Origin of the sequence: Phyllobacterium sp. 628, from assembly GCF_014189505.1 — a bacterium.
GTDB lineage: Bacteria > Pseudomonadota > Alphaproteobacteria > Rhizobiales > Rhizobiaceae > Phyllobacterium.
In genome coordinates, this window is the sequence record NZ_CP050301.1 from 3,479,354 (window position 1) to 3,494,667 (window position 15,314).

Consider the following 15,314-nt stretch of genomic DNA (forward strand, 5'->3'; position numbering starts at 1 on the left):
CCTCACTCCAGAAATCTACAACATCTTCTGGCAAATTCCAACCAACCTCAGGTTTCAAGCGGCGAGTGCAAGTTTTGACGCATTCAGGCCACGCTCGAGATCATCAAGAATATCGTCGATATGTTCGATACCGACCGACAGCCTGATATATCCGTCCGATACACCACTCGCACGCTGCTCCTCCGGCGAAAGCTGGGAGTGTGTTGTGGTTGCCGGATGAATGGCCAGACTGCGCACATCACCGATATTGGCAACATGATAGAACAATTCCAGCGCTTCGATAAATTTGCGCCCTGCCTGCAAGCCACCCTTCAGTTCGAAGCCGACGAGACCGCCAAAACTGCCCGACAGATATTTATCGGCGCGTTCGCGATCAATACCGGTTTGTTGTGACGGATGAATAACCTTGGCAATTTCCGGCCGCTTTGCCAGGAATTCGGCGACTTTCTGGGCATTTTCCGCATGGCGTGCAAGGCGCAGTGAGAGTGTCTCTATGCCCTGAATGGTCTGGAACGCGTTAAACGGCGACAAGGCTGAGCCAAGGTCACGCAAGAGTGTCACACGTGCCTTGATGATATAGGCAACTGGACCAATGGGCTTCACAGCGTCTGTCCAGACCGCGCCATGATAGCTGGGATCTGGCGTGTTGAGTGCTGGTTGGCGTTCCGGGAATTTCTCCCAATCAAAATGCCCGCCATCAACAATGACGCCGCCAATGGAAGTGCCGTGCCCGCCCAAATATTTGGTGGTAGAGTACACAACAATCGCCGCACCGTGCTGCAACGGGCGAGCAATCAAAGGCGCGGCTGTATTGTCCACGATCAGCGGAATGCCATATTCACGGCCGATAGCGGCGACTTCCGCGATGGGGAACACGGTGAGTTTTGGATTGGGCAGCGTTTCAGCATAGTACGCGCGGGTTCGCTCGTCCGTAGCCCGGCGAAATGCTTCCGGATCCTGCGGATCAACAAAGCGCACTTCTATACCCTGATCCTTCAATGTGTTGGCAAAGAGGTTCCATGTGCCGCCATAGAGATCTGTGGAACTGACAATGTTGTCGCCAACCCGGGCAAGATTCTGAATGGCAATGGCCGAAGCAGCCTGACCTGATGAAACAGCAAGAGCGGCAATACCACCCTCAAGCGCCGCAATGCGCTTCTCCAGAACGTCGGTCGTTGGATTGCCGATACGCGTGTAAATATTGCCAAGCTCTTTCAGCGCAAACAGATTGGCCGCGTGTTCGGTATCACGGAATTGATAGGACGTTGTCTGATAAATCGGCACTGCTACAGCGCCCGTAGCGGGATCAGCCCGCCAGCCGGCGTGCAGGGCGATGGTTTCGGGATGCAAATGGACGGCCATAGGTTTCATCCTTGTGTTGGTATGACGGGAATGATCATCCAAGACACTAGGAGGTGTTCCCAAACGGGACCACGCAGGCTGTTTTATATTTCAGCCGCTTGTGAGAACGCCATTCTAAAAATATGGCCAATAGGGTCGGTTTATACGATCACCATTGTATCGAAACAGGGAATGGAGCAATCCATTCCCTGCTGTTGGTCTGGTTACAATTACGCGGCCCGATAACGTTCCAGCCAATGCGCATAGGGCGACGGCAGAACCCATGATGGCTTTTCAACGCCGAGTTCTTTGGCCGCACGGAATGGCCAATGCGGGTCGGTAAGCAGGGGGCGACCAAGCATAACGAGATCAACCTTGCCTTCCTGGACCAAAGCTTCCGCTTGCTGCGGTGTGCTGATGTACCAGGAGGTGGAAGCCGGAAGATCAGCTTCATTGCGAATACGTTCCGCGATGGAACCGAGGAAGGCTGGTCCCCACGGAATATTGGCTTTGCCCCCGGAAAAGCCCATGCTGACATCGATGAAATCAAGCCCATTGGCTTTCAGCTGCTTGATCAGCTCAATGGCTTCGCTCAAGGTCTGCTCATCCTGGCCGTCATATTCGATAACGCCGAGACGGGCCGTAAGTGGCAGGTTCTCCGGCCAGACGGCACGAACAGCACGCACCGTTTCGATCAGGAAACGGCTGCGGTTTTCAAAACTACCGCCATATTCATCCGTCCGTTGGTTTGAATGTTCGGACAGAAAGCTCTGTGCGAGATAACCATGGGCAAAATGCAGCTCCAGCCATTCGAACCCGACGGAAAGTGCCCGCTTGGCGCTGTCAACGAATGCCTGCTGCACACGCTCGATATCGGCTTTGGTCATTTCGCGAGGCACTTTTGGCAGACCTCCGCCGTAAGCGATTGCTGACGGTGCAATGATTTCCCAACCGCGTGCATCGTCCTCGGCAATGTGATCATCGCCTTCCCATGGGCGGTTGGCACTCGCTTTGCGCCCGGCATGGGCGATCTGAATGCCCGGAACGGCCCCAGCATCCTTGATTGTCTGGACGACTGGCGCAAACGCTTTGGCCTGTTCGTCATTCCACAGTCCCGCGTCGCCAGGAGTAATGCGCCCTTCCGGCGACACGGCTGTTGCCTCGACAATCACCAGCCCGGATCCACCCCGCGCCAATCCGCCAAGATGCACATGATGCCAATTGTTGATCACACCGTCATTTGCCGAATATTGGCACATGGGCGACACTGCGATTCGGTTGCGCAAAGTCACGTCCTTCAAAGTGAAGGGTTCGAAAAGAGAGGCCATACTGTTGCTCCAGATCAAAAATTGTACAGGCAATCCGCCCGCTTGATATTTCCATAGTTCGATATAATTCGAACAATAGCAATACACAAAATTTTGTGCTAGAGAACGAACATGAGAGAATATCGCCACCCACAAATCAATGAAGTGCAACTTGGGTCAGTGCTTTACGCTTTGAGCGACCCCATCCGCTTGGCAATCGTTCGCCAATTGGCACGGGAAGGCGAAGCCACCTGCGCGGCGCTCGAAAATGGCCATCCCAAATCCAGCGTATCCCATCATTTTCGCGTGCTGCGCGAGGCCGGTATCATCAAGACACGCAATGACGGGACGTCGAGGATAAACGAATTGCGCACAACTGAACTTGCCGAAGTCTTTCCTGGCTTGCTCCCAGCTATTCTCGCGGTCCCGGCATAGGCTTTGCAGAAAAGCTGCATATAATCTTTGTGAGCAGACACTGACACATTGACTTCATTTCAGACGCAACCGAAATGCGCTGAGCAAGCCAACTCACGCCAGCACTATAGTTCGCCACCACAACACAAGTAACAGTATGATTTGTACTTAATTCTATTATTATTCACGTGCACAGAGTATGTATTTTTACTTGTGAAGTAGCTGAATTGCCGCTGAAACAAACGGAGTTTTCAAAAAGATCGCGCCCCAAATTGAATATTCGCGTGCCATAAACCATACAACCATAAAGACATTGGTAACTATTATAAAAAATGGTAAGCAAATTAACCAATGCCGAACGTAATAAAAATAGCATAGGGAAATATGAACTCGCCTTGCTGAGGTCCGTGGGTGCCACTGTCAAATTTCCATACGCCTGACGCTATCCGGTCGATGTTCGGCATGCGGGGAACCATAAACCCTGCTGTCAAACGGCGTGTTTACGCTGAACAGATGGATGTGGCGCTCAGACTTGCACCCTTCACAGTCATCGTGGCGATGAGTGTTGTGTTTGTTGTAGCTTTTGTCTTTTGGGATCAAGGGCATAGCGTCTATCTCGGCGCGCTTTCAACCATTGTGACCTTGATGACGGCAGGCTCCCTTTTCGCCTGCTGGCAATGGTACAAGGTGCCCAAGATCAAAGAGCTCAGCTTCGACGGCATCAAATATCTGATCATCATCTCATCGTGTTACGGCGTTTGTCTTGCCAGCATTCCGCTGATGCTCTTTCTGGAAGCCGATCCTTACCATAGGCTTTTGATTGCCTGCACCGCCGCTGGCCTCATGGCCACGGGTATCGGCGTCGCCGTGGTTCCTCTTGCTGCCATAGCCTTCTCTGGCGCGATTATAACCGGCTCATTCTTTGCCCTGGCCTCTACCGGCGAAGACTTCTTTCTATTCATAGCGATTTTGCTGGCGATCTACGCGCTCTTCATTCTTTTCACGATCGTGCACATGAGCAACCTTATTGTCATGCGTACACTGGACCAGATCAAGGTCGAGCAGCAGAAGGAAGTTATCAGCCTGCTGCTGTATGATTTTGAAGAGAACGCCAGCGACTGGATCTGGGAAACTGACGCTGACTTGAAGTTGCAGCACACCTCGCCCCGCCTTGCACAGATTGCGGAGAAGACAACCAAACAGTTGCAGGGCATGCCGTTTGCTCAACTTTTTAAGGTCGATCAATCCCATGCGGAGGAAGCCATCAAGGTTGGCTCAATCTGGCAGGCCATCGAGAACCGCACGACCTTCCGCAATCATATCCTACCCATCAACATCAAAGGCGAAACACGCTGGTGGTCGCTGACGGGCAAGGCGATTTTTGACAATGCCGGCGAATTTTGTGGTTATCGCGGCGTTGGTTCCGATGTCACCGCAGCCAAGCAGTCGGAAGATCAGCTTTCCTATCTTGCGCGTTATGATGTTTTGACGGACTTGCCGAACCGCACTCTGTTCACCGACCAGCTCGCGGCGACAACAAAGGACCTCGAAGAGGGACTTGCCAGTTTTGCTGTCTTTTGCATTGATCTTGATGAATTCAAGACGGTCAATGACAGCTTCGGTCATGGTATCGGCGACCAGTTACTGAAACAGGTGGCACAGCGGCTGCGCGACACATCACCTGATTCCTATGTTGTTGCACGCTTATCCGGTGACGAGTTCGCCATTCTGGCTCCAGGCGCAGGACATGCCGAAGCAACCGCATTGGCCGAAGATCTCGTGCAAACAGTCTCGCAACCATTCTGGATCGACGGCATCCAGATCAACATTCACATCAGCATCGGTATTGCACTTGCACCAACAGACAGCGTCAACGACATCATGCGCTGTGCCGACCTTGCGCTCTACCGCACCAAGAACGAAGGCCGGAACAGCTACCGCTTCTATGAAGTCGAGATGGATGCCCGTATCGAAGCCAAACGGGCGCTGGCAATGGATTTGCGTGGCGCCCTCGCCCGTCAGGAGTTCATTCTGCACTTTCAGCCGATCGTCTCCGCTGTAACGCTGAAAACAGTTGGATTTGAAACATTGCTGCGCTGGAAGCACCCGGTACACGGTTATATTTCACCGGGGATATTCATCCCAATTGCCGAAGAAACCGGTAACATTATACCGCTGGGCGAATGGATTATTCAGGAAGCATGCCGCACTGCCGTGTCATGGCCTGAGGATATCAACGTCGCCATCAATATTTCCGCGATCCAGTTCCGGCATTCGGACCTTGCATCGATTGTTCGCAATGCGCTCACCACGAACAAACTGAAACCAAACCGCCTCGAACTTGAGATTACAGAATCGGTATTTCTTGAAGCCAATGTGGCGGCAATTTCGCTGCTCCGCCAGTTCCGCGCCATGGGGGTCAGCATTGCCCTTGATGATTTCGGCACCGGCTATTCCAGCTTGAGCTATCTGCGTAAAATGCCATTCGACAAGATCAAGATCGATCAGTCATTTGTCCGCGACCTGCCGCACAACCGCGGCAGTCTGGCTATTATTCGTGCTGTGATGGGCCTTGGCGCCAGTATGGGTATGAAGATCACGGCTGAGGGCGTGGAAACCCGCGAACAGCTGGCCTGCCTGCAAAAGGAAGGCTGCGATCAGGTTCAGGGCTTTTTGTTCAGCCCTGCCGAGCCCTTCGAAAAGACCGGCGGTCTCATGTCATTCGACCCTGACCGCTACGAAGTTGCCAGCTAAAGCGAGTTTAGCTCTAAGTTTCCAGCAAACCACACTTCCGATAATCCAAAATCGTCAGGCTTGGCGCTTCGTCTTGTCCTGCACGCTTGGGCGATACTGTGGCGAAAGCCGAGAGTCCTTTGGCCAATAGGCCAGGAAGCCCTTAATCACCTCACCCGGAATATCAAGAGGATTGTATTGATCCCGGTCCACGAACATCAGAGACTGCTCGCCATGGCCAAGCAGGCCTTGCGCGCCGCTATGGATTTCGTGCTGCAGCGTTACGAATTTGCGATTGTGCTTGGCAATCTTGATACGAACGCTGATCTGTTCGAATTCTTTCGACTCCCGCCGGTAGTCATGGGTGAACGAGCGCGTAAGAATATAAAAACGGGTCGTGGCCAGATCGAAATCCGGCATGCATACGTTGAAGAAGAGTTCGCGCGCCTTGCCAACCCAGCGAACATAATTGGCAAAATATACGTTACCCACCGAGTTCGTATCGTCATAGGTCGGCGTCAGATGCATGACAAACCACTCACCATCAAAGCCATGCGATTGCGAGATTTCGTCCGATCCTACAATGCCGGTCAACGGTGCTGAACTCATCATGCGGATCGGCTGATCAACGATTTCAACCGGGATCGCTTTTGAACGGGGGCCGATCAGTTCGATAATGACGGGCAACGCGCCGATCAAGCCGATAAATGGCGAAAGAAAGAGGAAGCCCGGAACCGGCTGGACATATCCCAGAATAAAAATCAGCGACGACCCGCAACCGATCATAAAGCTCAAGACCGGATCAAATTTCGGTTTCGCACCCAAGGCTTCGCAGACCAGATTGGCCGAAGCACTGACGAACAGCGTTGCAAACGGCATCATGAAGTACATCAGGGAAAAATTCGCGGGTACAGCGGCATAGGCTACCCAGGCAGCGCCGAGCAGAAGCCACAGCGGCGAAGACGCGATACCATCCGGAATGAGTGCCAGCAACGGGCTGTTGCTGCGCATATTCTTTCCGCGCAGATACCAGTTCGTGGCGCAATAGAAACTATCGACTGTTGAAGCGAGGGCCGCGATGGTCCAGATGACGAAAGCGATAGCCAGATAAGGCGCACCGTTTTCCGTCGCCAATACCACGGCCGCAGACACTGATCCCTGCGCGCTCGGCAAACCATCAATGGAAAGAATACTGCCGATTGGCCCGACCGCGGAGGCCAGACAGGCATTGAGCAACAGGAAACCAAAGAACAACAGCGCTCCGCCGGCATAGGCCATGCCGACTGAACCGCCTTCGCGTTTGATATAGGCGGCACGCTGCCAATGCTGGATATCAAGCCAGGGACCAAGCAAAAAGCCAATCAGGGTTGGCATGACCAGACCGTAGAAACGCGAGTCGAACTGCTGAAGCGGCACACCCGGATAATCCGATGTCTGTTTCAGGCCAAAAAGCAAAACAAGTCCGGCTGTAACACCGATAATTGTATAAACGATATGCAGCAGCTTCAGTTGCTGCAGCGAAAAGGCATGTCCTATGGCGCAGGAAGCCAGAAGCAGGAATGCAACACCGACTGTTGCGCCCTCACCCACAATCGGCTGCCACAGATAGGCAACAAAGCCGAAGATGGTGACGACCAGAGCGGCCATCTGGAACAGCAGGAAGACACCGACATAACGGCCTTCAATGTCCTTCATGATCTGGTCAGGCGTTCGTTTGCTGCGGCCAAGAATAAAGCCAAACAGCCAAAGACCAGCCACATTGGAAATCGCAAACCCGAAGAAACCGAGCCAGCCATACGTCAAGGTGACGTGAATGGAGTAGAAAAAGCCCAACCCCCAAAGCCAGGATAGACCAATTGTAGGCGCCCACATAAGATTTCGCACGAACGTCATAACTATCCAGCTTTACGAGAGTCGGTGATCGACAACACCAGCTTTAGTCCACGTTATTCGTCGTAATATGTCAATGATCTGCGCTTCGCACTTGCGCAAAGAATCTGCAATTTTTGTTTTATCTCAGATTGCATGCGGAAGCGGCTTCCATCGAGCTTCACGGTCAAGTCGTATTCAACCTTACCACGTGTCCACCGGAAATTCACGCATCGGCGGCCGCGGCCGATATGTGCTGTTTAGTGATACCCTGTTGCCGAAGACGGCTCCATATCAGCAAGCCATCCCCAAAAGTGCCTGCTCCGGGGTTGCCATATATCCGCTGCGATGGTCTAACCCCATGACAATGCTTGGATTTAGGGATATTCTTTTATGAACCGCAACATGCTTTACCTGATCATCGGCGGATTGATCGTGCTTGTACTCGGCCTGGGTTTCTACATCTACGACAAACAGTCGAGGCCAACGGGAATCGAGCTCAAGATCGGCGAAGGCGGCGTCTCTGTCGAGCAGAAGTAACTCAGAGCATTTTTTAGAAATCAGAACTGCACGGGTTTGATCCCAAGCCCGCACAGTCCTCTGTCAGGTTAAAGGCCAGCGATCTTGCGCAGGTCGACAACCGCGCCGGGTGCGGCAGCCAGAACCGGCGCTCCCTTTGTCAGCCCGTCGCCTTTGACGGGAAAAGGTTGGTGCCAGCCGCCCGCTTCCTTGACTAGGCAATAGCCAGCCATACAATCCCAGGCATGCATATAGGGCTCATAGTATCCGACAAGCCGGCCCGCTGCGACATAGGCCAGCATCAGGGCGCCCGAACCGTTGCGGATAAAATTGCCCCCAGCTTCCAGTAGTTTTTCGACGATCGCTGCAACAACAGCGGGGGTCACATGGCTATTCGCCCCAATGCCTGTCACTGCATTCTGGACGGTGCGGCTGCCGTCGAGTGCCAGTTTCTTGCCGTTCAGCGTCGCACCCATTCCAAGCGCAGAGGCATAAAGCTCGTCATTGCATGGCACATAGATAACGCCGACGACGATCTCCTCGCCCCGCATCGCCGCAATCGAAATGCACCATGTCGGCATGCCGTTGACAAAGGGGCTGGTGCCGTCGATCGGGTCAACCACCCAGGTGAATTCCGACGTTCCCTTGCTCACTCCATATTCTTCACCAAGAACCGCATCCCCCGGATAGGTAGCAGCAATACGCGCACGGATCAGCTCTTCAACTTCCCGGTCTGCGATTGAAACCACATCCTGCGGGTCCGCCTTGGTTTCAATCACCAGCCGCTCCCGTGCATTAAAATGCGCGAATGCGACTGCTCCGGCTTCGATAGCCATCTTCTGGGCGAGAGCAAAACGGCCCTGCAATTCGGCTTCGGCATGCGATGTCATAATTGTCCTTTGATGCTTGATAGGCGATTTCAGTTGTTGATGATGGCAATGCCGCGATTGTGGAAGCCGATACTGACATTGGTTGCCGGAGCCAAATTGCGATCCACGGCGGCATCAACGACGAACAGCGTCCCGGAAGCGGTTTCGACTTCATATTCGACGTGATCGCCGAGATAGGCCGCGTGCCTGATGCTTCCGGCGAATGCTCCATTCTCACCCGGCTCGAGCGTGATGGCATTGGGCCGAACCGCGATCTTCGCCGGTCCCGGCCTTGCGTTGCGGCCCGGCACCGGATGCTCCAGCGTTCCGACACGGATAATGGCATTGCCGCCATCGCTGCGCAGGACCTCGCATGGCACAACATTCGCTTCGCCGATAAAGTCAGCAATGAATGACGATGCCGGCGCTTCATAGAGTTCACGGGGCGAGCCCTGTTGGGCAATCACACCATCTTGCATGACGATGATCTTGTCCGATACGGCAAGCGCTTCTTCCTGATCATGCGTCACATAGACGGCCGTAAAGCCAAGCCGCTGCTGCAATTCGCGAATTTCTGTACGGACCCGGCGGCGCAGGCGCGCGTCCAGATTGGACAATGGTTCATCCAACAAAAGCACCTGAGGTTCGAGAACCAGCGCGCGGGCTACGGCCACGCGCTGTTGCTGCCCGCCGGAGAGTTCGGCGGGCAAGCGCTGGCCATATCCGGCCAGACCAACCTGCTTCAAGCCTTCCTCTGCCTTTTCTCTGGCATCTGATTTTTTTATCTTGGATGATTCAAGCCCGTAAGCGACGTTCTCAAGCACCGTCATATGCGGAAACAGCGCGTAGGACTGAAACACCATCGATACATCCCGCTCGTTGGCGGGCAGCATGGTGACATCCTTGCCGCCGATCAGAATCCTCCCGGAGGAAGGATGTTCCAGCCCCGCCAGCATCCGCAACGTGGTCGTCTTGCCGCAACCGGACGGTCCGAGCAGGGTAACAAGCGTACCGGGCTCGATATCGAGTGACAGATCGTGAATGGCTGTGAAATTACCGAACTGCTTTTTGACATTGGTGAAGACGACGGAGCCGGTGCGGTGCGTGGTCATGATGCGGCCTTTTCTTGAGGTATGGCGGACGGGACGAAGGCTGTCGCGACGCGGTTTTCGCGGCGCAGCTTTCGTTCACCCACCAGAAGCTGGAAACAGGTGATGATGACGATCATCACGACAATCAACATGGAGGAATAGGCCACGGCAACGCCGTACTCGCCATTCTCGACGAGCCCGACAATGTAGGAAGTCGCCATATTATACTCGGCACTAACAAGGAATATGACAGCGCTGATCGATGTGATCGCACGGACGAAGGAATAAACCAGCGCTGCAACAATCGCCGGACGCAGGAGCGGCAGGATTACCTTGCGAATGGTACGGAAACTCGTCGCGCGCAATGTCAGCGAGGCCTCATCGAGACTCTTGTCCAGCTGGCTCATGGCCGCCACGCCGCCACGCACGCCGACCGGCATGTTACGGAAGACGAAACAGGCGATAAGGATCAATGCTGTACCCGTCATTTCAAGCGGCGGCAGATTGAATGCCATGATGTAGCTGATGCCGATGACTGTACCGGGGATGGCAAAGCTCATCATCAGGGCAAATTCAAACACGTTGCGGCCGACAAAGCGCTGGCGAACAATCAGATAAGCGGTGAGCAGGCCAACTGCAGCTGTCAGCGGCGCCGAGATCAGTGCGATCTTGATGGTCGTCCAGAACGAATTCCATGCAACCCCGGTCCAGGCAATGACACCATTGTTGAACGTGAAGGAGAATGCCCGCTGGTAATGTTCCAGAGTCAGCGTGTTGTCGAGACCCCATGTCCGGACAAAGCCGCCGAACAGGATCATACCGTAGATCACCAGCGTGAACAGAATCCACGGTATCACAATGGCATGAACACCAATCGACAGGGATTTCGGCAAAGCAATATGCGCGCCGGAATCGCCTTTGCCGGTGACCGTGGCAAAGCTCTTGCCGGCCAGCCAGACACGCTGCGCCAGAAACGCTGAGAGTGTAAAGAACAGCAGGATAATCGCCAGAACTGCCGCGCGGGATGGGTCGTTCTGTGAACCGACCACAGCGAAGAAGATTTCCGTCGATAATACGCCGTGGCTGCCGCCAAGCACCAGCGGATTACCGAAGTCGGCCATGCTTTCGATAAAGCCGATCAGGAACGCATTGGCGAGGCCGGGCTTCATCAATGGCAGCGAAATCCGCCAGAATGTGCGCCAGCGATCTGCCCGCAAAGTCTGCGATGCCTCTTCCATCGACGGGCTGACGCCTTCGACAACGCCGATAAGAACGAGGAACGATATCGGCGTGAATGACAGAACCTGAGCGATCCAGATACCGGTCAAGCCGTAGAGCCAGCGACCGGGCTCAATTCCGAAAAAGTGCGACAGCTGCTGGGTAACGACACCAGCGCGGCCAAACAGCAGGATGAGCGCCAGACCGATAACGAACGGTGGCGTAATAATCGGCAGGATCGTCAGCAGGCGCAAACCCTTCTTGAACGGAAAGCGCGTGCGCGTCGCCACGAGTGCAAAGCACAGACCAAGCAGGGTTGAACCTGACGCAGCCATGATAGCGAGGAACAATGTACGCCAGGCAACGCCGCACCGGGCACCGCCAACCACACAGTCGAGGCTCCAGATCGATGGGTCCTGAATATTACGGACAAAGCCGGAAGGGTCGAACGAGCCGTCAAAGCTCTGCACCGAGCCGATGAGCATGCTGCCGACGGGGTAAAATACAAAAATACTGACAAGGAAAATCAAAAGAGCAATGGAAGCCACAACAAAGGCATCACCGCGCAGCACGCCGCGCTCTGCCAGTCCGAACGAAAACAGCAGCACGAAAGACAGGGCGACAAGCCCTGCCCCAGCCCCCATGGAGGGTTGGCCATCGGCAAGCGGCCCGAAGAGATGTTCGCTGATTGCCCATGTCCAGCCAGTAAAGCCAATGGCAAGCCCTTGCAGAACAAGGAACACGATACCGGCTGCACCGGCGCCGATCAGCAGATTGGCCCGCAGCGGCGAAACTTTGAATGCCCGCGCCATCAGCCCGAACGCGAAGAGCACGGCGATAATCGCCAGCGTCCAGCGTCCATGGCTGGCGATCTGTAAAAGACCGGGCGCTTCGGCCGAACCTGAAAGGAAATTGCCAAGCCAGCCAAAGCTGTAGAATCCGCTCTCGATCCTGTACCAAGGCACGAGGGTGAACCCGGCCAAGCCAATACCCAGAGCAATATTCAATCTCCGGTCGCTACGTTCCATTGCGCTACCCAATGCTGTCTTCAAACATGAAAATACCCATCGCGTGCCCGCACCCATCTGGACGGACACGCAGAGTTTTGGAAATCAGATCAATTGGCGCTGGCGCCGATCTCCTTATCCCAGCGCTCGAGCAATTCCTTGCGCTTCGCCGGGTCGCCATAGGTCTTGAAGTCATAGTCGATGAGCTTGATGTCTTCGAACTTCGGCGCTTCTGGCGGAACGATTGCAGACTTATTGGATGGCAACTGGAAGGATTTTGCTTCCTTCATGTGCGATTGCACCTCGGCCGAAAGCGCCCAATCATACCACTTCTTGGCGGCGTCGAGATTGCGCGCGCCCTTGACGATCGACATGGAGCCGATTTCGTAACCAGTGCCTTCGCAAGGTGCGACGGTCTTGACCGGGAAGCCTTCGACAGTCTGCGCCACGGAATCATGCATGAAAACAATGCCGAGGGCCGTTTCGCCGCGTGCCGCGGCCTTCACCGGGGCAGAGCCGGATTTGGTATATTGCGAGACATTGGCGTTGAGTTTCTTCAGATATTCGTACGCCTTGTCTTCGCCCATGATCTGCACAAGCGATGCAAGCGCGGTGTAGGCTGTACCCGACGAATTCGGATTGGCCATCTGGATTTCGCCCTTGTAGGACGGATCGAGCAGGTCAGCCCAACACTTGGCTTCTTTCAAGCCCTTCTTCTGGACGATATCAGTGTTGTAACCCCAGCCAAGTGCACCGGCATAAACGCCGACTGTCTTGTAACCGGCACTTTCCGCCTGCTTTTTCGCCCAATCCTGCAACTGGTCGAGCAAGGGCGATTTATATTCCTGTGTCAGACCTTCCGACGCGGCCTGCAAATGGGGATCACCTGTGCCCGCCCACCAGATATCGGTCTTCGGGTTACGAGCTTCGGCGCGAATTTTTGCATAGGTTTCGCCGGATGACAGGCGCACCATATTCACCTGAATACCCGTATCCTTTTCGAACATACCCTTCATCAATTCACAGATGACGACATCGGCCGAGCAGATCAAATTGAGATTGTCCGCAGCGCGCACTTCCGTTGGCATCATCTGAAACCCAACAGTGAAAGCGGCGGCAATTGCGAATATAGAACGCATGAGTATCTCCTCCCTGAAAAAGCGGCACCTCCATGCCGTCGCTCATTTTTGCAAGCGTGTGCAAAAGTTTCACGGCCGAGCATACTCTGTCAACCCGGCTTATTGTTACAAACATTACAATTCAACGAATATTTGAAATCAAAAATATTGCGAAAGAGCGCAAACGCGTGCAACGTAAAGATCATAGGCAATATCGCATCTTGGGAATCCGGTTGAACAAGTCTTTCATCAGTGCCGAAGATGTGGCCAAGCGGGCGGGTGTTTCCCGCTCAGCGGTGTCGCGCACTTTCACGCCCGGAGCGAGCGTTTCCGAAGAAACACGCAAACGCGTGACAGAAGCGGCGGAGGCCTTGGGCTATCACGTCAATCAGCTGGCACGCGGACTGATGCGCAGCGAGAGTGGCATTGTCTGCCTCATTGCATCGGAAATGGATACGCCCTACCGCGCGCGGCTGGTGCGGAAATTGTCCCATGCGCTGCAGAAAGCTGGCAAGATTTGCATGATCATCAACACTGATCATTCAGACGGCAGTGTTGATGCAGCCTTGCGGCAAACCCTCAATTACCGGGCCGACGCCTCGATCCTGCTATCCGGCCTGCCCGACAAGGCAATCACCAAACTTTGCCTCGACAGTGGCCAGCGCATTGTATTGATCAATCGCGATGATGAGATTGAAGGACCTTTTCACATTAATCTTGACGACAAGAGTGCAGCGCGAGCTGCGGTGAGTGCCTTCATTCGCGCAGGCTGCCGGCGGCTTGCCTTTGCCAATTCGGCTGTCGGGACACCAAGCTTGATGGCACGCGAGCGCGGCTTCGTAGCTGCAGCCGCCGAGTTCGGCCTTGACGTCAGCGTGATACGTCACGGCAATACGGTCTATGAGAGCGGGCGGCAGATCGCCCATATGCTTTTGACGCAACCTTCCCGCCCGGATGCGGTTTTCTGCGTCAACGATCTGATGGCATTCGGCTTGATGGACAGCGCCCGTCATGATTTCGGCCTGCACATTCCCGAAGACCTGTGTGTCGTTGGTTTCGACGACGTGCCCATGGCCGAATGGTCGTCCTATGCACTCACCACCTTCGTCCAGCCCGTTGACGCAATCGTTGAGAACAGTGTCAACTGGTTGACCAACCCTGTTGAAGAGCCCGAACTTCAAAGCCGCTTCGTCAGCCTGCACGCATCGATGATCTGGCGCAAAACCATCCGTGGCAATCAACAGCGCTGACATCGACCGTATAGTCTGAGAAGAATTCAGGTGGCGTCTTTTTCAGGCGCCCGCTAGGCTGGTACATCCGCCATGCAAGCAGGAGGCATCATGTCTGAAGACCATCACCACCACGATGACCTGTCGATTGGCGTGAGCATGGCGTGAAGGTCATCCCCGGCAATTCAATCGACCCGAATACCGCCCAGACACCGGGCATGAACCGGGCGGCAGCCATCAACCATGCGCGGGCGGGTGCCGAAAAGATATGGGCGGGCACCGTGGTGATCCATGCCAATGCCAAAACCGGCGCGCACCATCACGGCGATCTTGAAAGCATCATTTACGTGGTGAAAGGCAAAGCGCGCATGCGTTGGGGCAACAAGCTGGAATATGTTGCCGAGGCCGGTCCAGGCGATTTTATTTTCGTGCCGCCCTACGTGCCGCATCAGGAAATCAATGCCAGTGCCGACGAACCGCTCGAATGCGTTCTTGTCCGTTCTGGTCAGGAGCCTGTCGTCGTCAATCTTGATATCGAGCCGGTGGAAAAGCCGGAAGGCGTCCTCTGGAAAGATCCCATCCATCGTTGAGGTGTTGGC

General features: G+C 54.6%; 11 protein-coding genes and 1 pseudogene. 5 read left to right on the plus strand and 7 right to left on the minus strand.

The annotated features are described in order from the left end of the window. Positions 1-54 precede the first annotated feature (54 nt). Together HB779_RS18745 and HB779_RS18750 are read right to left on the minus strand one after the other, a co-directional pair. Positions 55-1,362: an O-acetylhomoserine aminocarboxypropyltransferase/cysteine synthase family protein gene (locus tag HB779_RS18745; RefSeq protein ID WP_188343747.1), complete on the minus strand. Its 1,308-nt coding sequence runs from the start codon at positions 1,360-1,362 to the stop codon at positions 55-57. Between the two features lie 209 nt (positions 1,363-1,571). Further along, positions 1,572-2,669 carry an NADH:flavin oxidoreductase/NADH oxidase gene (locus HB779_RS18750; RefSeq protein ID WP_188343748.1) on the minus strand — a complete coding sequence of 366 codons (1,098 nt, stop codon included), beginning with the start codon at positions 2,667-2,669 and terminating at the stop codon, positions 1,572-1,574. A 111-nt stretch (positions 2,670-2,780) separates the two neighbouring features. On the opposite strand from HB779_RS18750, the gene HB779_RS18755 reads away from it, so the two are divergent. After that, positions 2,781-3,083, plus strand: a complete 303-nt coding sequence (locus HB779_RS18755; RefSeq protein WP_188343749.1) for a helix-turn-helix transcriptional regulator — start codon at positions 2,781-2,783, stop codon at positions 3,081-3,083. Positions 3,084-3,473: 390 nt separating this feature from the next. Next, positions 3,474-5,816 carry a bifunctional diguanylate cyclase/phosphodiesterase gene (locus tag HB779_RS18760; protein ID WP_188343750.1) on the plus strand — a complete coding sequence of 781 codons (2,343 nt, stop codon included), beginning with the start codon at positions 3,474-3,476 and terminating at the stop codon, positions 5,814-5,816. Between the two features lie 54 nt (positions 5,817-5,870). On the opposite strand, the gene HB779_RS18765 is transcribed toward HB779_RS18760, so the two are convergent. Beyond that, the gene (locus HB779_RS18765) at positions 5,871-7,667 is read right to left on the minus strand and encodes a thioesterase family protein (protein WP_244642422.1); all 1,797 of its coding nucleotides are present in this window, start codon (positions 7,665-7,667) and stop codon (positions 5,871-5,873) included. 390 nt (positions 7,668-8,057) lie between these two features. Between HB779_RS18765 and HB779_RS18770 the strand changes: the two genes are divergently transcribed. Further along, entirely contained in the window at positions 8,058-8,204 is a 147-nt protein-coding gene (locus HB779_RS18770) for a hypothetical protein (protein WP_188343752.1), read from the plus strand. Between the two features lie 68 nt (positions 8,205-8,272). Here the strand turns inward: HB779_RS18770 and HB779_RS18775 are convergent, their stop codons facing one another. The 4 genes from HB779_RS18775 to HB779_RS18790 all read right to left on the minus strand — a co-directional run bounded on the left by HB779_RS18775 (position 8,273) and on the right by HB779_RS18790 (position 13,507). Next, positions 8,273-9,073 carry an inositol monophosphatase family protein gene (locus tag HB779_RS18775; protein WP_188343753.1) on the minus strand — a complete coding sequence of 267 codons (801 nt, stop codon included), beginning with the start codon at positions 9,071-9,073 and terminating at the stop codon, positions 8,273-8,275. Between the two features lie 29 nt (positions 9,074-9,102). After that, complete coding sequence (locus HB779_RS18780) at positions 9,103-10,164, minus strand: ABC transporter ATP-binding protein (RefSeq protein WP_188343754.1); 1,062 nt, start codon at positions 10,162-10,164, stop codon at positions 9,103-9,105. Further along, a complete protein-coding gene (locus HB779_RS18785) occupies positions 10,161-12,389 on the minus strand; it encodes an iron ABC transporter permease (RefSeq protein WP_188343755.1) in 2,229 nt (742 codons plus the stop codon). Before HB779_RS18785 ends, HB779_RS18780 begins: the two co-directional genes overlap by 4 nt. Positions 12,390-12,478: 89 nt before the next feature. Beyond that, on the minus strand, positions 12,479-13,507 hold the full coding sequence (locus HB779_RS18790) for an ABC transporter substrate-binding protein (protein ID WP_188343756.1): 1,029 nt from the start codon (positions 13,505-13,507) through the stop codon (positions 12,479-12,481). A 212-nt stretch (positions 13,508-13,719) separates the two neighbouring features. On the opposite strand from HB779_RS18790, the gene HB779_RS18795 reads away from it, so the two are divergent. Further along, positions 13,720-14,736, plus strand: coding sequence for a substrate-binding domain-containing protein (locus HB779_RS18795; protein ID WP_244642423.1), 1,017 nt, complete (start codon positions 13,720-13,722; stop codon positions 14,734-14,736). A 90-nt stretch (positions 14,737-14,826) separates the two neighbouring features. Next, positions 14,827-15,305 (plus strand): annotated as a pseudogene (locus HB779_RS18800) (cupin domain-containing protein). Positions 15,306-15,314 lie beyond the last annotated feature (9 nt).